This is a genomic window from Pseudomonas sp. TWI929 (genome assembly GCF_039673335.1).
Taxonomy (GTDB): Bacteria; Pseudomonadota; Gammaproteobacteria; order Pseudomonadales; family Pseudomonadaceae; genus Aquipseudomonas.
The window spans coordinates 58446-78583 of the sequence record NZ_JBDJLK010000003.1; the positions used below are offsets into that span (position 1 = coordinate 58446).

General features: G+C 60.1%; 17 protein-coding genes. 10 read left to right on the plus strand and 7 right to left on the minus strand.

Annotated elements, in window-relative coordinates:
* Positions 1 to 172 precede the first annotated feature (172 nt).
* Positions 173 to 1060 (plus strand): LysR family transcriptional regulator, encoded by an 888-nt coding sequence (locus tag ABE456_RS02575; RefSeq protein WP_346642590.1) that lies wholly within the window; start codon positions 173 to 175, stop codon positions 1058 to 1060.
* On the opposite strand, the gene ABE456_RS02580 is transcribed toward ABE456_RS02575, so the two are convergent.
* From ABE456_RS02580 to ABE456_RS02590, 3 genes are read right to left on the minus strand one after another with little or no spacing between them, the layout of a single operon-like run.
* Positions 1049 to 1867, minus strand: a complete 819-nt coding sequence (locus tag ABE456_RS02580; protein WP_346642591.1) for a sulfite exporter TauE/SafE family protein — start codon at positions 1865 to 1867, stop codon at positions 1049 to 1051. The genes ABE456_RS02575 and ABE456_RS02580 overlap by 12 nt on opposite strands.
* Positions 1864 to 3132, minus strand: coding sequence for an FAD/NAD(P)-binding oxidoreductase (locus ABE456_RS02585; RefSeq protein ID WP_346642592.1), 1269 nt, complete (start codon positions 3130 to 3132; stop codon positions 1864 to 1866). The genes ABE456_RS02580 and ABE456_RS02585 overlap by 4 nt, the downstream gene beginning before the upstream one ends.
* A gap of 40 nt (positions 3133 to 3172) precedes the next feature.
* Positions 3173 to 4057, minus strand: coding sequence for an MBL fold metallo-hydrolase (locus ABE456_RS02590; protein WP_346642593.1), 885 nt, complete (start codon positions 4055 to 4057; stop codon positions 3173 to 3175).
* A 222-nt stretch (positions 4058 to 4279) separates the two neighbouring features.
* Here ABE456_RS02590 and ABE456_RS02595 point away from each other — a divergent pair, with 222 nt between their 5' ends.
* Entirely contained in the window at positions 4280 to 5572 is a 1293-nt protein-coding gene (locus tag ABE456_RS02595) for a sigma 54-interacting transcriptional regulator (RefSeq protein ID WP_346642594.1), read from the plus strand.
* Positions 5573 to 5752: 180 nt separating this feature from the next.
* A complete protein-coding gene (locus tag ABE456_RS02600; protein WP_346642595.1) occupies positions 5753 to 6160 on the plus strand; it encodes an RcnB family protein in 408 nt (135 codons plus the stop codon).
* 61 nt (positions 6161 to 6221) lie between these two features.
* On the opposite strand, the gene gyrB is transcribed toward ABE456_RS02600, so the two are convergent.
* From gyrB to dnaA, 4 genes are read right to left on the minus strand one after another with little or no spacing between them, the layout of a single operon-like run.
* A complete protein-coding gene (gene gyrB, locus ABE456_RS02605; protein ID WP_346642596.1) occupies positions 6222 to 8642 on the minus strand; it encodes a DNA topoisomerase (ATP-hydrolyzing) subunit B in 2421 nt (806 codons plus the stop codon).
* Positions 8643 to 8646: 4 nt separating this feature from the next.
* A complete protein-coding gene (gene recF / locus ABE456_RS02610; protein WP_346642597.1) occupies positions 8647 to 9750 on the minus strand; it encodes a DNA replication/repair protein RecF in 1104 nt (367 codons plus the stop codon).
* A 15-nt stretch (positions 9751 to 9765) separates the two neighbouring features.
* Positions 9766 to 10869: a DNA polymerase III subunit beta gene (gene dnaN, locus ABE456_RS02615; RefSeq protein WP_346642598.1), complete on the minus strand. Its 1104-nt coding sequence runs from the start codon at positions 10867 to 10869 to the stop codon at positions 9766 to 9768.
* Positions 10870 to 10909: 40 nt separating this feature from the next.
* Positions 10910 to 12454 (minus strand): chromosomal replication initiator protein DnaA, encoded by a 1545-nt coding sequence (gene dnaA, locus ABE456_RS02620; RefSeq protein ID WP_346642599.1) that lies wholly within the window; start codon positions 12452 to 12454, stop codon positions 10910 to 10912.
* Between the two features lie 596 nt (positions 12455 to 13050).
* On the opposite strand from dnaA, the gene rpmH reads away from it, so the two are divergent.
* The 7 genes from rpmH to rsmG all read left to right on the plus strand — a co-directional run bounded on the left by rpmH (position 13051) and on the right by rsmG (position 20127).
* Entirely contained in the window at positions 13051 to 13185 is a 135-nt protein-coding gene (gene rpmH, locus ABE456_RS02625) for a 50S ribosomal protein L34 (protein WP_003253163.1), read from the plus strand.
* A 13-nt stretch (positions 13186 to 13198) separates the two neighbouring features.
* Complete coding sequence (gene rnpA, locus ABE456_RS02630) at positions 13199 to 13603, plus strand: ribonuclease P protein component (RefSeq protein WP_346642651.1); 405 nt, start codon at positions 13199 to 13201, stop codon at positions 13601 to 13603.
* Positions 13596 to 13841: a membrane protein insertion efficiency factor YidD gene (gene yidD / locus ABE456_RS02635; RefSeq protein WP_346642600.1), complete on the plus strand. Its 246-nt coding sequence runs from the start codon at positions 13596 to 13598 to the stop codon at positions 13839 to 13841. Before rnpA ends, yidD begins: the two co-directional genes overlap by 8 nt.
* Before the next feature lie 2 nt (positions 13842 to 13843).
* On the plus strand, positions 13844 to 15526 hold the full coding sequence (gene yidC, locus ABE456_RS02640) for a membrane protein insertase YidC (RefSeq protein WP_346642601.1): 1683 nt from the start codon (positions 13844 to 13846) through the stop codon (positions 15524 to 15526).
* 88 nt (positions 15527 to 15614) lie between these two features.
* The gene (gene mnmE / locus ABE456_RS02645) at positions 15615 to 16985 is read left to right on the plus strand and encodes a tRNA uridine-5-carboxymethylaminomethyl(34) synthesis GTPase MnmE (RefSeq protein WP_346642602.1); all 1371 of its coding nucleotides are present in this window, start codon (positions 15615 to 15617) and stop codon (positions 16983 to 16985) included.
* Between the two features lie 602 nt (positions 16986 to 17587).
* On the plus strand, positions 17588 to 19480 hold the full coding sequence (mnmG, locus tag ABE456_RS02650) for a tRNA uridine-5-carboxymethylaminomethyl(34) synthesis enzyme MnmG (RefSeq protein ID WP_346642603.1): 1893 nt from the start codon (positions 17588 to 17590) through the stop codon (positions 19478 to 19480).
* Positions 19477 to 20127, plus strand: coding sequence for a 16S rRNA (guanine(527)-N(7))-methyltransferase RsmG (gene rsmG / locus ABE456_RS02655; RefSeq protein ID WP_346642604.1), 651 nt, complete (start codon positions 19477 to 19479; stop codon positions 20125 to 20127). The genes mnmG and rsmG overlap by 4 nt, the downstream gene beginning before the upstream one ends.
* Positions 20128 to 20138 lie beyond the last annotated feature (11 nt).

Below are 20138 nucleotides of genomic sequence, written 5' to 3' on the forward strand. Positions count from 1 at the left end.
AACCTCGGGCCTGTTTTTTATTCTTGTCCCGATCCATCTTAGTGAGTAATTTCGTGGGGGAAACACGAGATTTCGCGCAGCCGCTGTGCGTTTTAGCACAGCGGTAAGTCTGTGCTGGCCTCTTCGCGGGCGTGCCCGCGAAGAGGCCGGACGAACAGCCACAAGGATCAGCATGTTCGACTGGAACGATCTGCGGTTTTTCCTCGAGTTGCAGCGCAGCGGCCGCCTGCTTGCCGCCGCCAAGCGCCTCAACACCACCCACAGCACCGTGGCCCGGCACATCGAGAGCATCGAGCAAAGCCTGGGCACTGCGCTGTTCGTGCAGCATGCCCAAGGCTACGAGCTGACCCCCTCGGGCCAGGCCCTGCTCAAGCATGCCGAAGCCATGGAGAACGTCGCCCTGCTGGCGCAGGAAGAAATCACTCAGGCCATCACCCCACTAGGCAAGATTCGCCTAGGGGTGACCGAAGGCATCGGCATCATGTTCTTCACCCCGCGCATGAACGCGCTGTTCGAGCGCTACCCAGGCCTGGAAGTGGAACTGGTGGCCGTGCCGCGCTTCGTCAGCATCCTCAACCGCGAGGCGGAGATCAGCATCCACCTGGAACGGCCCAACGCCGACCTGCTGATCACCCGCAAGCTCACCGACTATCGCCTGGCCTTGTACGCCAGCCAGGCTTACCTGGACCGCGCGCCGCCATTGCGTAACCGCGAGGACCTGGCCCGACACAGCTGGATCGGCTACGTCGACGACTTGCTGTTCAGCCAGGAGCTGCTGTTTCTCAACAGCTTCTGCCGGGCACCCAATGTGGTATTTCGCAGCACCAGCGTGATCGCCCAGCAGGCCGCCGCCCGTGCCGGGTTGGGGATCGCCGTGCTGCCCAACTACATGGCCCGCCATGACCCAACCCTGGTACGCGTGCTGCCTGGCGAAACCATCCAGCGCAGCTACTGGATCTGCACCCGCCGCGAACTGCACAAGTCGGTGCGCCTGCGGGTGGTGTGGGACTACCTGCTGGCGCTGTGCGCGGCTGAACAGAGCGAGCTGCTAGCCCAGTAGCGCCTTGCCAGCCAACAACAGGGCAGCGGCCCAACCTGCCACGGCAAACATCTGCTGCAAGCGCGGCCCGGCCAGCCTGGCCGCCAATGGCCGCGCCAGCAGCAGGCCGAGTACCGCGCCGATGGCGAACGGAGCGCCGACCTGCCAGTGCATGACACCTGCAAGGCTGGCGGTGACTACGCTGCCGGTAGAGACCAGAGCGATCACAGCCAGTGAGGTGGAGACGATGCTGGCCATGCGCAGGTTGGTGTAGCGGTTCAGGGCCGGGATGATGACGAACCCACCGCCAACGCCAAGCAAGCCGGACAGCAACCCAGACAAAGCCCCCGTGAAAGCCAACGCGCGTGCACAGGGCAGGGTCCAGCGTAAACGGCCCTGCAACGGGTTCAGCACACAGGGCTCGATAAAGCGATGGGCGTCATTGGCTTCGCCGCGCAGTTCTTTGGCCGCCTTGCGCCAGATACGCAGGCAGGCGTACACCAGCACCCCGGCGAACACCAACTGCAAAGGTGTATTGGGCAGACGGTGCGCCAGCATCAACCCGAACGGCGCCGCCACCACACCGACCAATGCGATGAACAGCGCCGCCCGGTAGCGCACCAGCCCCTGGCGCAAGCCCAGTACGGCACCTACCGCCGCGGCCAGGCCCACCGCCAACAGGCCTACCGGTGCCGCTTCGACCATCGACAGCCCCAGGCCGAACACCAGCAAAGGCACGGCGAGAATGCCTCCGCCTGCGCCGGTCAATGCCAGCACCGCGCCGATTATTGCGCCCAGGCCCGCCCCCAACAATTGATGTTCGATCACTGCCCACCCTCGGCTACCAGCTGCGGGCGCGCCAGCCACTCACGGCCCTTGAGCATGCCTTGCCAGTACAACGGTGGCAGCGCCTGCGCCTTGAGCAGCCAGGCTAGGCGCGTTGGCTTGCGGCCATCCAGCAGCCAGTTGGGGAAGCTCGGTGCCAGCTTGCCGCCATAAGTGAACTCGGCCAGCACGATCTTGCCGCGCTCGACGGTAAGCGGGCACGAGCCATAACCATCGTATTGGGCCAGGGTCGGCAACCTGCCCAACGCAACCAGCACGTTGTTGGCCACTACCGGTGCCTGCTTGCGCGCAGCCGCAGCGGTCTTGGCATTGCTGGTATTGGCCACGTCGCCCAGGGCATGAACGTTGGTGTATTTGCGATGGCGCAGGGTATGCGGGTCGACATCGACCCAGCCGGCGCTGTCGGCCAAAGGGCTTTCGCGAATGAAGTCCGGCGCCACCTGCGGCGGTACAACATGCAGCATGTCAAAGGCCACGATGCTGGTTTCGCTGCTGCCATCAGGCAGGCTGCGCATGAAGGTGGCGCGCTTGTTCGGGCCGTCTACGGCTACCAGGCGGTGGGAGAAATTGAGGTCCACGGCGTACTTGTCGATGTACTTCATCAGCGCGGGAACATAGTCCGCCACACCGAACAAAACCGCGCCAGCATTGTAGAAGCTGGCTTTCACCGCACCCAGGTGGCCATGGCGCAGCCAGTGGTCGCAAGACAGGTACAGCGCTTTCTGTGGGGCACCGGCGCACTTGATCGGCATCGGCGGCTGGCTGAACACGGCGCGGCCTTGCTTGAGCTTTTGCACCAGCTCCCAGGTATAGGGTGCCAGGTCGTAGCGGTAGTTGGAGGTGACGCCATTGCGACCCAACGTTTCGCTGAGCCCATCGATAGCTGCCCAGTCCAGCTTGAGCCCAGGGCAGACAACCAGTTGTTCATAGCTGATGGCGCGGCCGTCTTCGAGGATGACCAACTGGCCCAGCGGGTCGAAACCCTGCACCCGCGCCTTGACCCAGCGCACACCGCGCGGGATGGTCGAGGCCATGGTGCGGGCTGTGCTCGGCGCCTTGAACACACCGGCACCGACCATGGTCCAGCCGGGCTGGTAGTAATGCACCTCGGCGGGGTCGATCAAGGTCACGTCCAGCGACGGGTCACGGCTGATCAGGCTGGAGGCGGTGGCGATACCAGCGGCACCGGCACCGACGATGACCACCTTGTGGTGGTCGGTATTGGCAGGGGACAACAAGGCAGGCATGGCGGTAAATCCTGGAAAATCTGGTTATGGGGCAGGGCGCTTACAGCTTGTTCAGCGGGATCTTCAGGTAACTGACGCCGTTCTCCTCCGGCGCGGGTAGCTGACCGCTGCGCATGTTCACCTGCACCGAAGGCAGGATAAGCACGGGCATGTCGAGCGTCTTGTCGCGGGCTTCGCGCATGGCGACGAAGCTGTCCTCATCGATACCCTGATGGATGTGGATGTTGCTGGCGCGCTGCTCGGCCACGGTGGTGACGTATTGCATCTCCCGCCCACCTGGCAGGTAATCGTGGCACATGAACAGCCGGGTCTGGTCGGGGAAGGCCAGCAGGCGACGGATCGAGCGGTACAAGGTGCGGGCGTCGGCGCCCGGGAAGTCACAGCGTGCGGTGCCGTAGTCGGGCATGAACAGGGTGTCGCCAACGAACAGCGCAATCTCGCCGGCATCCTGGATCATAAAGCTCATGCACGCAGGGGTGTGCCCGGGGGTGTGCAAGGCGCGGGCATGCAGGTTGCCGATGCGAAAGCCTTCCTCATCTTCGAACAGCACATCGAACTGGCTGCCATCTCGGGAAAAGCCGGGCTCGGCGTTGAACAAGGCACCGAACACTTTCTGCACCTGGGTGATATGCGCGCCGATAGCGGTATGGCCGCCCAGCTTTTCCTTCAGGTAAGCAGCTGCTGAAAGGTGGTCGGCATGCACATGGGTTTCCAGCACCCACTGCACCTTGGCATTCAATTCGGCCACGCGCTCGATCAGGCGATCCGCCGAAGCGCTGCAGGTGCGCCCGGACTTGGGGTCGTAATCCAGCACGCTGTCGATCAATGCACATTGCCGGGTTTCACGGTCCATGACCAGGTAGCTGATGGTCGAGGTCGCCTTGTCGAAAAAGGCGTCCACGTGAAGGTTGTTGCCGATGATCATCACGTTCTCCAATTTATCTGCCCCGCCTTGTACAGGCGTAGGCAGTGCCAGGAGGTTTATCAAGATGCATGCCAGGCTTTTTACCGTACTCAGGCCAATGAAACCGGCCCATTACTGACAACTGACTGCAATGCTGGCAGCCCAGGTGGCAGTCGACTGTCAGCCAATGGCAGTGTTTGGCAGTCCTTGTTACCCTGCGCCAGTCATCCAAACGGTGCCGTCATGCCTGAAGCTCATCCCCTCATCCTAGCTCTGGTTTCCTACCTTGAGCACGATGCCCTGCCGACCATCGTGCTGGACACCGACTACAACATCCTCGCTGCCAACGCTGCCTATCGCCGCCAGTTCGGTAGCCATGACCAGGCGCCGCTGGGCGAGAAGTGCCACAAGGTCTCGCACCACTATGCCGTACCGTGCGACCAGGCCGGCGAGCATTGCCCGATGCGCAAGGCATGGGACAGCAAGGTGCCTGAGCGGGTGTTGCACATCCATCACACGCCACGCGGGCCCGAGCATGTGGATGTCGAACTGCGGCCGATTCTGGATGAACAGGGCAGGGTGGTGGCCTTTGTCGAACGCCTGACCAGCATCACCCTCGCTTCGGCCCAGCCTCAGGAACAAGGGCTGGTTGGCCGGGCGCCAGCTTTCAAGGCCGCCCTGGCCAGCCTGCAGCGTGCGGCGCCAGCACAGATCCCGGTGTTGCTGCAGGGTGAGTCGGGCACCGGCAAAGAACTGTTCGCCCGTGCGGTGCACCTGGGTAGCCCCAGGGCTAACGGGCCGTTGGTGGTGGTCGACTGCACAGGCCTGACCGAGTCGTTGTTCGAGAGCGAGTTGTTCGGATACGAGAAGGGCGCGTTCACCGGCGCTAACCAGCGCAAGATCGGCCTCGCCGAAGCGGCCCATGGCGGCACCCTGTTCCTCGACGAAATTGGCGAAGTGCCGCTGGCGATGCAGGTAAAGCTGCTGCGCCTGATCGAGTCCGGCAGCTTCCGCCCGGTGGGTAGCCTGCGCACGGTGCATTCGAATTTCCGCCTGGTGTCGGCGACGCACAAACCGCTCAGGCAGATGGTTGTGGAAGGCACCTTCCGTGAGGACTTGTATTACCGCATCAGCGGTTTCCCAATTCGTCTGCCGGCATTGCGCGAGCGGGTTGAAGACCTGCCCTTGCTCGCGCAAAGCCTGCTGCAACGTATGGCCGGCAAGCCAGCGCCCAGGTTGAGCGACGATGCCTTGGAACAGCTTGGGTTGCATCCGTTCCCGGGTAACATCCGCGAGCTGCGTAATATTCTGGAAAGGGCGCGTCTGTTTGCCGATGACGGGGTGATTCGGCCGGAACATTTGCCGGAAGACATTGGGCCATCTTCGCTGGTGAAGTCAGGCGGACGGCGTAATGATTTAGGGGAGCTGGCGCTGGCCCTTGAACAGTTCAAGGGCTCGCGCAGTGAACTGGCCCTTCACCTTGGATTGAGCGAACGCACGCTGTATCGCCGCTTGAAGGCGCTCGGCCTGAACTAGGTATTGATGACAGACGCGGGCCGCTCCCACACTGACCGCGCAAGTCAGAGAATCAATGCAGGACAGCTGCTCTCACAGCGTTCAGCCCTCCTGCACCTTTACCCGACCTTTACCTCTGTCCTGACATTGAACGGCCAAATCCATGGTCTGATTGGTTAACCGTACAGAGGACAGCAACAAATGAAGAAAGCCCTAACCGTGATCTGCGCCGCGCTGATGCTCAGCGCACCTCTGGCCAGCTTCGCCCAGCCAGGCCCGCCTGACCGGCATGATGATGGCCCGTCGCACCAGGGCAACCCGCCGCATGGCCAGCCGCAGCAACAGGGCCGCCATGACAATGGCCGCGGTCCTGCCTACCGCGACCCGAACTTCCGACCACAACAAGGCATGCCGATACCTCATCAGCAGTGGCAGCGTGGCCATGCGGTCGACCCGCATTACCGTGGCGACCGTTACTGGGTGACCAATTGGAAAGCCCGTCACCTGTATGCGCCGCCGCATGATCACCGCTGGCTGTATGTGAACGGGGACTATGTGCTGGTGGATATCGCCAGTGGTGTGATCGTCAACATCCTCAGTGGCTACTGATTTACAGGCACAAAAAAGCCCGCATTTGCGGGCTTTTTTGTGCCTGTAAATCTACACCTGATCAGAAGTCCAGGTTCGACACCGACAGCGCGTTGCTTTCAATGAAGTCACGGCGCGGCTCTACTGCATCACCCATCAAGGTGTTGAAGATCTGGTCGGCAGCGATCGCATCTTCGATGGTGACCTTGAGCATGCGGCGCACGGTTGGGTCCATGGTGGTTTCCCACAGCTGCTCAGGGTTCATCTCACCCAGCCCTTTGTATCGCTGGATGGTGTGGCGCTTGGTGGTTTCGTTCATCAGCCAGTCCAGGCCTTCCTTGAATTCGACAATCGCCTTACGGCGCTCCCCACGTTGAACGTAGGCACCTTCACCCAGCAAGCTGGACAGCTTGGAACCGATGTTGACCACTGTGCGGTAGTCGTTGCTGCCGAAGAAATCGCGGTTGAACGTGACGTAGCTGGCCAGGCCGTGGGAGGTAACTTCCACTTCTGGCAGCCATACGTTGCGCTCCTTGTCTTCGCGCAGACTGGCCTGATACACCAGGCCCGACTTCTGGCTGTTGCTCAGGCGCTCCTGGAACTTCACCAGCCAGGCTTGCATGGCAGCGTGGTCAGCCAGTTGTTCGACGGTCACTTCCGGCAGGTAGATGAAGTGTTCGGTGATGTCTTCCGGGTACAGGCGCGACAGGCGCTTGAGGGTTTTCATCACACCGCGGAATTCGTTCACCAGGTTTTCCAGTTGCACACCGGAAACTGCTGGCGCCGCCTCGTCCAGGTGCAGGCTGGCATCTTCCAGGGCCGACTGGGTCATGTACTCTTCCATGGCCTCGTCGTCCTTGATGTACTGCTCCTGCTTGCCTTTCTTCACCTTGTACAGCGGTGGCTGGGCAATGTAGATGTAGCCGCGCTCGACCAGCTCCGGCAGCTGACGGAAGAAGAAGGTCAGCAACAGGGTACGAATGTGCGAACCGTCAACGTCAGCATCGGTCATGATGATGATGTTGTGATAACGCAGCTTGTCGATGTTGTACTCTTCGCGGCCAATGCCACAGCCCAACGCCGTGATCAGCGTGCCCACTTCCTGGGACGAGATCATCTTGTCGAAGCGAGCCTTCTCAACGTTGAGGATTTTACCCTTCAGCGGCAGGATCGCCTGAGTGCGACGGTTGCGGCCTTGCTTGGCCGAGCCACCTGCGGAGTCACCCTCCACCAGGTACAGTTCGGAAAGAGCAGGGTCTTTTTCCTGGCAGTCGGCAAGTTTGCCTGGCAAGCCGGCGATATCCAGCGCACCTTTACGGCGAGTCATCTCACGGGCTTTACGCGCCGCTTCACGGGCACGCGCAGCATCGATCATCTTGCCAACGACGGCCTTGGCCTCGTTCGGGTTTTCCAGCAGGAAGTCGGCGAAGTACTTGTTCATCTCTTGTTCCACGGCGGTTTTCACCTCCGAGGAGACCAGTTTGTCTTTGGTCTGCGAGCTGAACTTAGGGTCCGGCACCTTTACCGAGATGATCGCGGTCAGGCCTTCACGGGCGTCGTCGCCAGTGGTTGCCACCTTGTTCTTCTTGGCCAGGCCTTCTTGCTCGATGTAGCTGTTCAGGCTACGGGTCAGCGAAGAGCGGAAGCCCACCAGGTGAGTACCGCCGTCACGCTGCGGAATGTTGTTGGTGAAGCACAGCAGGTTTTCGTTGAAGCTGTCGTTCCATTGCAGGGCGACTTCAACACCCACACCATCGTCACGCTGAACGTTGAAGTGGAAGACCTGGGAGTTGACCGGGGTCTTGTTGGTGTTCAGGTACTCGACGAACGCACGTAGACCGCCTTCATACTTGAAGAACTCTTCCTTACCGCTGCGCTCATCCTTCAGCAGAATGCCAACGCCCGAGTTGAGGAACGACAACTCACGGATACGCTTGGCCAGGATGTCCCAGCTGAAGTGAATGTTCTTGAAGGTTTCAGCCGACGGTTTGAAGTGGATATGGGTACCGGTGGTTTCGCTGTCACCGACAACCGCCATCGGCGCTTGTGGAACACCGTGAACGTAGGTTTGTTCCCAGATCTTGCCGCTACGGCGAACGGTCAGTACCAGCTTCTCGGACAGGGCGTTCACAACCGAAACACCTACACCGTGCAGACCGCCGGATACCTTGTAGGAGTTATCGTCGAACTTACCGCCGGCGTGCAGCACGGTCATGATGACCTCGGCTGCGGAAACGCCTTCTTCTTTATGCACGTCGACCGGAATGCCGCGACCGTTGTCGCGCACACTGATGGATTCGTCCGGGTGGATGATGACGGTGATGTCATCGCAGTGACCGGCGAGGGCTTCGTCGATCGAGTTGTCGACCACCTCGAAGACCATGTGGTGCAGGCCGCTACCATCATCGGTGTCGCCAATGTACATGCCGGGACGCTTGCGTACGGCATCCAAACCTTTCAGCACCTTGATGCTGGAGGAGTCGTACGTTTGATTTTCGCTCATGCCTTCACTCCCGATGGTCGTGGGTCTGGGTGATACGGCCTTGTTCCACGTGGAACAAAGCAACTGGCGTTTCCGTCTGCCAGCCTTCCCTCAGTAATTCGTGATCTACACAGGTGATGAACACCTGGCAGCGTAATTCTTCAAGCAAGCGGCATAGCGCGCGGCGATGCTGGTCGTCCAGTTCGGACGGCAAGTCATCCACGAGATAAATACAGTGACCGCGACGAGCCTGACTAACGAGGTGGCCCTGGGCAATGCGCAATGCGCACACCACCAGTTTTTGCTGACCACGCGACAGGATGTCGGCTGCATTGTTGGCAGCCAGACGAAGACGCAAATCAGCGCGCTGCGGCCCGGCCTGGGTATGGCCCATCTGCTGATCGCGAAGGAGAGAGGAGGCGAGTACTTCTTGCAGTTCCCGGTCCTTGTCCCAGCCTCGGTAGTAGCTCAGGGTCAACCCGTCCAGCTCGACCAGTTCGCTCAGGGTTCGCTCGAAGACGGGCTTCAAGGCCTTGATGTAGTTGCGACGGTATTCATCTATTTCCGCGCTGGCCAGGCACAATTCCCGGTCCCAGGCGGCTTGCGAAGCTGGGTCAAGTGTACCATGACGCAACCATGAGTTCCGCTGCCGCAGCGCCTTCTGCAGCCGTTGCCAGGCGGGCAGGAAACGAGGTTCCACGTGGAACACCCCCCAATCCAGGAACTGGCGGCGTATTTTCGGGGCACCTTCCAGCAGCCGGAAACTGTCTGGGTTGATGAGCTGAAGCGGCAGCAATTCAGCCAATTGTGCTGCACTGCGCGCATTCTGCCCGTCAATGCGAATAGTGAACTCCCCCTGGCGCTCTCTGGATACACCCAGGTTGCTGGTGCCGCCTTCGGTCAATTGCACTTCGCCAAATACGGTACAGGCAGGCTGCTCATATTGGATGACCGGGTTCAGGCGGGTGCTGCGAAATGAGCGCGCCAGCCCAAGCAAGTACACGGCTTCAAGCACGCTGGTCTTGCCGCTGCCGTTGGCGCCGTAAAGGATATTGATGCGGGGGGAGGGTGAGAGTGTCACCGGGTGCAAGTTGCGCACCGCGGTGACCATGATACGTCGAAGGGACATTTCGCCTGCTACGGGTTACAGGCGCATCGGCATGACAACGTAGGAAGAATCGTCGTTGCCAGCTTCCTGCAGCAGGGCACTGCTGTTGGAATCGGACAGGATCAGACGAACTTGCTCAGTAGTCATCACGCCCAGCACGTCCAGCAGGTAGCTGACGTTGAAGCCGATTTCCAGCGAGCTACCTTCGTAATCCACGCTGATTTCTTCTTCAGCTTCTTCCTGCTCGGGGTTGTTGGCCTGAATTTTCAGTTGACCAGCAGCCAGTTGCAGGCGGATACCGCGGTACTTTTCGTTGGAAAGAATCGCAGTACGGCTGAAGGCTTCACGCAGCGCCTGGCGGTCACCGACCACCAGCTTGTCACCGCCCTTGGGCAGCACGCGCTCGTAGTCCGGGAACTTGCCGTCCACCAGCTTGGAGGTGAAGGTGAATTCACCGGTAGTGGCGCGAATGTGGTGCTGGCCCAGGACGATGCTGACCATGCCTTCCGGATCGGTCAGCAGGCGCGCCAGCTCCAGGATACCTTTGCGTGGCACGATAACCTGATGGCGATCATCCTGCTCGATCGCCGCGCTCATGGAGCAAAGCGCCAGGCGGTGGCCGTCGGTGGATACCGCGCGCAGGGTGTTGCGGGAAACCTCCAGCAGCATACCGTTGAGGTAATAACGCACATCCTGCTGGGCCATGGCGAAGCTGGTACGCTCGATAAGGCGGCGCAGCTTGCTCTGTTCCAGGTTGCAGGTAAGCGAACCCGGGCCTTCTTCCACGGTCGGGAAGTCGTTAGCTGGCAGGGTCGACAGGGTGAAGCGGCTGCGACCGGCCTTGACCAACAGTTTCTGCTCATCGACCTTGATATCGATCAGGGCGTCGTTAGGCAGGCTTTTGCAGATGTCCATCAGCTTGCGTGCCGGGACAGTGATTTCGCCAGGCTCGGCCGGCTCTTCCAGTTGCACGCGGCCTACCAGTTCGACTTCCAGGTCGGTACCGGTCAACGACAATTGCTGGCCTTGCACGACCAGCAATACGTTGGACAGGACCGGCAAGGTCTGGCGGCGCTCGACGACACCGGCGACCAGTTGCAGGGGTTTCAACAGGGCTTCGCGTTGAATGGTGAAATGCATGGTCTAGTCCCTTGCCTTCAATTAGCTGCGCAGACGGCCATCAGGTCGTCAGCGTCCGCAGCAGGTTCTTGTAGTCCTCGCGGATGTCCGCGTCGGATTCCTTCAATTCGTTGATCTTGCGGCAGGCGTGCAGTACGGTCGTATGGTCTCGACCACCGAACATGTCGCCGATTTCCGGCAGGCTGTGGTTGGTCAGCTCCTTGGAAAGCGCCATGGCCACCTGGCGTGGACGCGCAACGGAGCGTGAGCGACGCTTGGACAACAGATCGGAGATCTTGATCTTGTAGTACTCAGCGACGGTACGCTGAATGTTATCCACACTGACCAGCTTGTCTTGCAGCGCCAGCAAGTCTTTCAGCGACTCACGGATCAGCTCGATGGTGATGTCGCGGCCCATGAAGTGCGAGTGGGCAATCACCCGCTTCAGTGCACCCTCCAGCTCACGTACGTTGGAGCGAATGCGTTGGGCAATGAAGAAGGCCGCGTCATGCGGCAGCTCGACCTTGGCCTGGTCAGCCTTCTTCATCAGGATTGCCACGCGGGTTTCCAGCTCTGGCGGCTCGACTGCCACCGTCAGGCCCCAACCAAAGCGCGACTTCAGGCGCTCTTCCAGGCCTTCGATCTCCTTGGGGTAGCGGTCAGAGGTAAGGATTACCTGCTGGCCACCCTCAAGCAGGGCGTTGAAGGTGTGGAAAAACTCTTCCTGCGAGCGCTCTTTGCGGGCAAAGAACTGGATATCGTCGATCAGCAACGCATCCACCGAGCGGTAGAAGCGCTTGAATTCGTTGATTGCGTTGAGCTGCAGCGCCTTGACCATGTCGGCGACGAAGCGCTCCGAATGCAGGTACACGACCTTGGCGTTCGGGTTCTTCTTCAGCAGATGGTTACCCACAGCATGCATAAGGTGGGTTTTACCCAGGCCAACACCGCCATAAAGGAACAGTGGGTTGTAGCCATGCTTGGGGTTGTCAGCCACCTGCCAGGCAGCCGCGCGCGCCAGCTGGTTCGACTTACCTTCAACGAAAGTGTCGAAGGTAAAGGTACGGTTCAGGTAGCTGGTGTGCTTGAGCGCACCTTCAACCTGCACGGTGCGCTGTTCGGTCCGGGCACTGCCGGCCGGCGCCGAAGCAGGCTCGGCCATGGCGTCAAAACTGTCACGCGAGGACGGCTCGGCCAGTTCATCAACCAGCACAGGCTCAGAGGCCGTTACAGCGACGGGTTCGACCGCCGGCGCTGCCGGCACAGTCTTTTGTGCCTGGCCCTGCGCCTGGGTCTGCGCCAGCGAAGCGGCCACGGCGGCGCTGACCGGCGCGTTGGGCGCGGCCCGCGGTGCCGAGCTGCGGCGGCTGCCTATTAATAAGGAAAGGGCAGGCGCAATGCCGCTGCCGTTCTCACCCAACAGCTCGAGCAAGCGGCCCAGATACTTTTCATTGACCCAATCGAGAACGAAACGGTTAGGCGCATAGACGCGCAACTCGTCGCCTTCGGCTTCGACCTGTAGCGGACGGATCCAGGTGTTGAATTGCTGGGCAGGCAGTTCATCGCGCAGAAGCTCCACGCACTGCTGCCAAAGTTCCACTGACACGGATATCCCCTGAGTTTGAAAGCCGGATGAGGCAAAAACAAACCGCCATTGTACCGGTCGAGCGTTCAGTTATCCACATGTGGACACGTTAGGAACCATGACAAAACAGCCATTTATCGACCAAAACAGCTTTACCGCACTGTGAATAAGCCCTGTGGATAAACCGGCATGAGGGCTATGCACAACCTAGACCTCAGCCCTGTTGATAACTCAGCTGTGGATAAGCGGCGTTTTAATCCACAGCTTTCGACCATGAAGAAAACAAGCGCAGCACCGGTTGAGAACATAGTTGTAAAACTCTGTACATCCCGTATTTTAAGGCCTCAAGCAAGTTATCCACAGAAGGTTATCCACTTAAGATTTATAGATTCTTCAGAAAAGCTTTTTATATGTCTCTTCTTTTTTTTCATGTTGTCCCCAATTCGTGTGTCCGATCAAGCACCCCTCCGGTGGCCCACCCGAAGGCACCGTCCATCACACGCTCTATATGGAAAAGCTGGTTGGAAATTGACCTATGGGCTTGCTTTCTCTAGAATCGCCGGTCTCTTAAAAAGGGGGCCATCCCGGCCCGTCGTCGACAAACCAGGTAACACGCCATGAAACGTACTTTCCAACCAAGCACCATCAAGCGCGCGCGCACCCACGGCTTCCGTGCCCGTATGGCTACCAAGAACGGCCGCGCTGTTCTGTCGCGTCGTCGTGCCAAAGGCCGTAAGCGTCTGGCCATTTGATTTTTCGGCACAGGTGGTGAGTCAGGACTTCAGTCGGGAAAAGCGACTGCTTACACCCCGGCATTTCAAAGCGGTCTTCGACTCCCCAACCGGCAAGGTTCCAGGGAAAAACCTGCTGATCCTTGCTCGCGAGAACGGCCTCGATCACCCACGCCTTGGTCTGGTGATCGGCAAGAAGAGCGTCAAGCTCGCCGTTCAACGCAATCGCCTCAAGCGCTTGATGCGCGATTCCTTTCGTCTGAACCAGCACATGCTTGCCGGGTTGGACATTGTGATCGTCGCGCGCAAGGGATTGGGTGAGGTAGAAAACCCGGAATTGCACCAACACTTTGGCAAGCTCTGGAAACGCCTGGCGCGCAGCCGGCCAACTCCAGCAGTAACCGCCAATTCCGCAGGGGTAGACAGCCAAGATGCGTAAACTGGCGCTCGTTCCGATCCAGTTTTACCGTTACGCCATTAGTCCTCTGATGGCCAACCACTGTCGTTTCTTCCCCAGTTGCTCCTGTTACGCTCTTGAAGCCATCGAAAACCACGGCATCTGGCGTGGTGGGTGGCTGGCCGTTCGTCGCCTGGGGCGTTGTCATCCGTGGAATGACGGTGGTTTTGACCCCGTTCCACCCGCTCCTTCCTCCCGAACTTCTTCGATAGCCGAGTAATCATGGATATTAAACGCACGATCCTGATCGCCGCGCTGGCAGTCGTGTCCTACGTCATGGTCCTGAAGTGGAACGATGACTACGGCCAGGCTGCCCTGCCGACTCAGAATACTGCTGCCAGCACTGTTGCTCCGGGCTTGCCCGATGGCGTCCCCGCCGGTAACAACGGTGCCAGCGCCGATGTACCGAGCGCCAACGCCGAATCGAGCCCTGCCGAACTGGCACCGGTCGCACTCAGCAAGGACCTGATCCGAGTCAAGACCGACGTTCTGGAACTGGCTATCGATCCGGTCGGTGGTGACATCGTCCAGTTGAACCTGCCGAAGTACCCACGCCGTCAGGACCACCCGAACATTCCATTCCAGTTGTTCGACAACGGTGGTGAGCGTGTTTACCTGGCACAAAGCGGCCTGACCGGTGCCAACGGCCCGGATGCCCGCGCCAGCGGCCGCCCTCTGTATGCTGCCGAACAGAAGAGCTACCAGCTGGCCGACGGCCAGGAACAACTGGTGGTCGACCTGAAGTTCAGCGACAACGGTGTCAACTACATCAAGCGCTTCAGCTTCAAGCGCGGTGAGTACGACCTGAATGTCAGCTACCTGATCGACAACCAGAGCGGCCAGGCCTGGAGCGGCAACATGTTTGCCCAGCTCAAGCGTGACGCCAGCGGCGATCCGTCTTCGAGCACTGCCACCGGCACCGCAACCTACCTGGGCGCCGCCCTGTGGACAGCTTCCGAGCCTTACAAAAAGGTCTCGATGAAGGACATCGACAAAGGTAGTTTGAAAGAAAATGTGTCTGGCGGCTGGGTTGCCTGGCTGCAGCACTACTTCGTGACCGCCTGGATTCCGGCCAAGTCGGACAACAACGTTGTTCAGACCCGCAAGGACAGCCAGGGTAACTACATCATCGGCTACACCGGCCCGGCTCTCAACGTACCTGCGGGTGGCAAGGTCGAAACCAGCGCCATGCTGTACGCCGGTCCGAAGATCCAGTCCAAGCTGAAAGAGTTGTCCCCAGGCCTGGAACTGACCGTCGACTACGGCTTCCTGTGGTTCATCGCCCAGCCGATCTTCTGGCTGCTGCAACATATCCACAGCCTGCTGGGTAACTGGGGCTGGTCGATCATCGTGCTGACCATGCTGATCAAAGGCCTGTTCTTCCCGCTGTCGGCTGCCAGCTACCGCTCCATGGCGCGCATGCGTGCCGTTGCGCCCAAGCTTGCCGCACTGAAGGAACGCTTTGGTGACGATCGCCAGAAGATGTCCCAGGCGATGATGGAGCTGTACAAGAAAGAGAAGATCAACCCGCTGGGCGGCTGCCTGCCGATCCTGGTGCAGATGCCGGTATTCCTGGCCCTGTACTGGGTACTGCTGGAAAGCGTGGAAATGCGCCAGGCCCCTTGGATGCTGTGGATTACCGACCTGTCGATCAAGGATCCGTTCTTCATCCTGCCGATCATCATGGGCGCCACCATGTTCATCCAGCAGCGCCTGAACCCGACTCCGCCGGATCCGATGCAGGCCAAGGTGATGAAAATGATGCCGATCATCTTCACCTTCTTCTTCCTGTGGTTCCCGGCTGGTCTGGTGCTGTACTGGGTTGTGAACAACTGCTTGTCGATCACTCAGCAGTGGTACATCACCCGTAGTATCGAAGCAGCTAGCAAAAAAGCGGCTGCTTGACAGGGCTGCCAAGCTAAGCTGTGAATAAAAACGCCCCCTAGTGGGGCGTTTTTGCTATCTGTCGTTTTTGTCGTAGAGGCTTTCGAGCATGAATACTGTGCGTGAAACCATCGCTGCCATCGCCACCGCACAGGGCCGCGGCGGTGTGGGTATTGTCAGGTTGTCCGGTCCTCTGGCTGCCAAGGCTGGCCAGTTGATCACCGGCCGTACGCTTACGCCGCGGCATGCCCATTACGGCCCGTTCCGCGACGAGGAAGGGCTGGTGCTGGACGAGGGGATTGCGTTGTTCTTCCCGGGGCCGAATTCGTTCACCGGCGAGGATGTGCTGGAGCTGCAGGGCCACGGTGGCCCGGTGGTCCTGGATATGCTGCTGCAGCGCTGTGTACAAGTTGGCTGCCGGCTGGCCCGCCCAGGTGAATTCAGCGAGCGCGCGTTCCTCAATGACAAGCTCGACCTGGCCCAGGCCGAAGCCATCGCCGACCTGATCGAGGCCAGCTCCAGCCAGGCCGCGCGCAATGCCCTGCGCTCGCTGCAGGGGGAGTTCTCCAAGCGTGTGCACAGCCTGACCGAGGCGTTGATTGCCCTGCGCATCTACGTCGAGGCGGCAATCGACTTCCCTGAGGAAGAGATCGACTTCCTCGCCGATGGCCACGTGCTGTCGATGCTCGATGCGGTGCGCGGCGAGTTATCCACCGTACAGCGTGAAGCCGGGCAGGGCGCCCTGCTGCGTGACGGTATGACCGTGGTCATCGCCGGCCGGCCGAATGCCGGCAAGTCGAGCCTGCTGAACCAGCTGGCTGGCCGGGAAGCGGCCATCGTCACCGATATCGCCGGCACCACCCGGGACATCCTGCGCGAACATATCCACATCGATGGCATGCCACTGCATGTAGTCGATACTGCCGGTTTGCGTGATACCGATGACCATGTGGAAAAGATCGGCGTGGAACGCGCCCTGAAGGCCATTGGCGAGGCCGACCGCGTGTTGCTGGTGGTCGACTCCACCGCGCCCGAGGCCAGCGACCCGTTCGCCCTGTGGCCAGAGTTTCTCGACCAGCGACCAGACCCGGCCAAGGTCACGCTGATTCGCAACAAGGCCGACCTGAGTGGTGAACGGGTAGCACTGGAACAGTGCGATGACGGCCATGTGACCATCACCCTCAGCGCCAAGGGCGACGATGCAGGGCTGCAGCTGCTGCGCGACCACCTGAAGGCCTGCATGGGTTATGAACAGACGGCCGAGAGCGGTTTCAGCGCCCGCCGGCGCCATCTGGATGCGCTGCGCCAGGCCAGCGAGCACCTGGAGCATGGCCGTGCACAACTGACCCTGGCGGGCGCGGGAGAGCTACTAGCGGAAGACCTGCGTCAGGCGCAGCACGCCCTGGGCGAGATCACCGGGGCATTCAGTTCGGATGACTTGCTGGGGCGGATCTTCTCCAGCTTCTGCATCGGTAAATAGTCCACAGCCAGGCAAGGCCACGGGCCGCTCCTTCGGGAGCGGCTTTTTTTTGCCTGAAATTTATGCATTTGCCGCACGACCTCATCGCCGGCAAGCCAGCTCCCCCCAAGACAAGCCTCTGCTTTCCGGGGTGGTTACCCTCCTGTGGGAGCGGGTTTACCCGCGAAGAGGCCCGTGCAAGCTCACATTTTTTCATACACAGACACCAAACCGCTCTCAGGAGCCCTGTGGAAAACTCACCTTCAGCTCCGTTGATAAGCAGGCTCTTTTTTTGAGGACAAACCCGCCTGTGGGTAAATAGCCATTTAATCCACAGGCTAAATCGCGTTATCCATAGCCCTCATGGCACTCCAACCACAGGGTTTAATTTCTCTCTACACAGCGTGACTTAAGGGCTGTAGGACCTTATCCACAGATAAGTCTGTGTATAAGAATAAACATAAAAACAAAGCTTTTTTAAATTTTTCCTTTTTGATTTCTGTTGTTTGCCACTCATCCACAGACTGGTCAAAATTTGCTCAGACGGTTTCTTTAAAGGGGGGTAAGTCCCTATACTTGTCCGCTTACCTTCTCTATTCGCAAAAACAGGCACGAGGTGCGTGGTGGATTTCCCTTCCCGTTTTGAAGTGATCGTCATCGGCGGCGGCCATGCCGGTACCGAGGCTGCGCTTGCGTCTGCACGCATGGGTGTGAAAACCCTGCTGCTGACCCATAACGTGGAAACCCTCGGTCATATGAGCTGCAACCCCGCCATCGGCGGTATTGGCAAAAGCCATCTGGTCAAAGAGATCGATGCCCTCGGCGGCGCCATGGCGCTGGCTACCGACAAGAGCGGCATCCAGTTCCGCGTTCTGAACAACCGCAAGGGCCCGGCCGTACGCGCCACCCGTGCACAGGCCGACCGCGCCATCTACAAGGCAGTGGTGCGTGAAATCCTGGAAAACCAGCCGAACCTGTGGATATTCCAACAGTCCTGTGACGACCTGATCGTCGAGCAGGACCAGGTCAAAGGCGTGGTAACCCAGATGGGCCTGCGTTTCTTCGCCGAATCGGTGGTCTTGACCACCGGTACATTCCTCGGCGGCCTTATCCACATTGGTCTGCAAAACCATTCCGGCGGTCGCGCCGGTGATCCACCTTCGATCGCCCTGGCACACCGCATGCGTGAACTGCCGCTGCGCGTCGGCCGCCTGAAAACCGGTACCCCGCCACGCATCGACGGCCGTTCGGTGGACTTCTCGGTGATGACCGAGCAGCCAGGCGATACCCCGATCCCGGTGATGTCGTTCATGGGCAATGCCGAAATGCACCCGCGCCAGGTGAGCTGCTGGATTACCCACACCAATGCGCGCACCCACGAGATCATTGCTTCGAACCTCGACCGTTCGCCGATGTACTCGGGCGTGATCGAAGGTGTCGGCCCGCGCTACTGCCCGTCGATCGAAGACAAGATCCACCGCTTCGCCGACAAGGAAAGCCACCAGGTGTTCATCGAGCCGGAAGGCCTGACCACCCATGAGCTGTACCCCAACGGTATTTCCACTTCGCTGCCGTTCGACGTGCAACTGGAGCTGGTGCGTTCAATCCGCGGCATGGAAAACGCCCACATCGTGCGCCCGGGCTATGCCATCGAGTACGACTACTTCGACCCGCGCGACCTCAAGTACAGCCTTGAGACCAAAGTTATCGGCGGCTTGTTCTTCGCCGGCCAGATCAACGGCACCACCGGTTACGAAGAAGCCGGCGCCCAGGGCCTGCTGGCCGGGACCAACGCTGCGCTGCGTGCACAGGGCCGTGACAGCTGGTGCCCGCGCCGTGATGAGGCGTACATCGGCGTGCTGGTCGACGACCTGATTACCCTGGGTACCCAGGAGCCGTACCGCATGTTCACCTCGCGTGCCGAATACCGGCTGATCCTGCGCGAAGACAACGCCGACCTGCGCCTGACCGAAAAGGGCCGGGAACTGGGCCTGATCGATGACCAGCGCTGGGCCGCCTTCTGTGCCAAGCGCGATGGCATCGAGCGTGAGGAACAGCGCCTGAAGTCGACCTGGGTTCGGCCGAATACCGAGCAAGGCCAGGCCGTTGTGGATAAGTTCGGTACGCCGCTCAGCCACGAGTACAGCCTGCTCAACCTGCTGGCGCGCCCCGAAATCGACTACGCCGGCCTGATCGAGGCGACCGGCGGTGAAGCGATTGATCCACAGGTCGCCGAACAGGTCGAGATCCGCACCAAGTACGCCGGTTACATCGACCGTCAGCAGGATGAAATCGCCCGCCTGCGCGCCAGCGAAGACACCCGCCTGCCTGTGGATATCGACTACTCGAGCATTTCCGGGCTGTCCAAGGAAATCCAGGGCAAGCTGGGCCAGACCCGTCCGGAAACCTTGGGCCAGGCATCGCGCATCCCGGGCGTGACCCCGGCGGCGATTTCCCTGTTGCTGATTCACTTGAAAAAACGCGGCGCTGGCCGCGAATTGGAGCAAAGCGCTTGAGTTCCCTGGTCACCCCGCAACACGCTGAAGAGTTGTCCACAGGTGCGCGCCAGCTCGGTGTCGAGCTCAGCGCCGAGCAGCACGAAAAGCTGCTTGGTTACCTGGCCCTGTTGATCAAATGGAACAAAGCCTACAACCTGACTGCCGTGCGCGACCCGGACGAGATGGTGTCGCGCCATCTGCTCGACAGCCTCAGCGTCATGTCGTTTATCCACAGCGAGCGTGATAATTGGCTGGATGTCGGCAGTGGCGGTGGCATGCCCGGCATTCCGTTGGCTATCCTGCATCCGCACAAACGCGTGACGGTGCTGGATGCCAATGGCAAGAAGACCCGTTTCCTGACCCAGGTGAAAATGGAGCTAAAGCTGGACAACCTCACGGTTATCCACAGCCGGGTCGAGGCTTTCCAGCCGGCACAACCGTTCAACGGAATTGTCTCCCGTGCCTTCAGCAGCATGGAGAACTTCACCAACTGGACCCGCCACCTTGGCGACACCGGGACGCAATGGCTTGCAATGAAGGGGCTGCATCCTGCCGATGAACTGGTAGCATTGCCCGCAGACTTCACAGTGGAAAGCGAGCAGGCCCTGACCGTTCCGGGTTGCCAGGGCCAGCGCCATCTGCTGATACTGCGCCGCAAGGCATGACTGGGAACACG

Bases quoted from the DNA above. Each gene is read 5' to 3' on its own strand.
- ABE456_RS02575 (WP_346642590.1), top strand. From the start codon at position 173: ATGTTCGACTGGAACGATCTGCGGTTTTTCCTCGAGTTGCAGCGCAGC.
- ABE456_RS02585 (WP_346642592.1), bottom strand. From the start codon at position 3,132: ATGCCTGCCTTGTTGTCCCCTGCCAATACCGACCACCACAAGGTGGTC.
- ABE456_RS02590 (WP_346642593.1), bottom strand. From the start codon at position 4,057: ATGATCATCGGCAACAACCTTCACGTGGACGCCTTTTTCGACAAGGCG.
- ABE456_RS02595 (WP_346642594.1), top strand. From the start codon at position 4,280: ATGCCTGAAGCTCATCCCCTCATCCTAGCTCTGGTTTCCTACCTTGAG.
- ABE456_RS02600 (WP_346642595.1), top strand. From the start codon at position 5,753: ATGAAGAAAGCCCTAACCGTGATCTGCGCCGCGCTGATGCTCAGCGCA.
- gyrB (WP_346642596.1), bottom strand. From the start codon at position 8,642: ATGAGCGAAAATCAAACGTACGACTCCTCCAGCATCAAGGTGCTGAAA.
- recF (WP_346642597.1), bottom strand. From the start codon at position 9,750: ATGTCCCTTCGACGTATCATGGTCACCGCGGTGCGCAACTTGCACCCG.
- dnaN (WP_346642598.1), bottom strand. From the start codon at position 10,869: ATGCATTTCACCATTCAACGCGAAGCCCTGTTGAAACCCCTGCAACTG.
- rpmH (WP_003253163.1), top strand. From the start codon at position 13,051: ATGAAACGTACTTTCCAACCAAGCACCATCAAGCGCGCGCGCACCCAC.
- yidD (WP_346642600.1), top strand. From the start codon at position 13,596: ATGCGTAAACTGGCGCTCGTTCCGATCCAGTTTTACCGTTACGCCATT.
- yidC (WP_346642601.1), top strand. From the start codon at position 13,844: ATGGATATTAAACGCACGATCCTGATCGCCGCGCTGGCAGTCGTGTCC.
- mnmE (WP_346642602.1), top strand. From the start codon at position 15,615: ATGAATACTGTGCGTGAAACCATCGCTGCCATCGCCACCGCACAGGGC.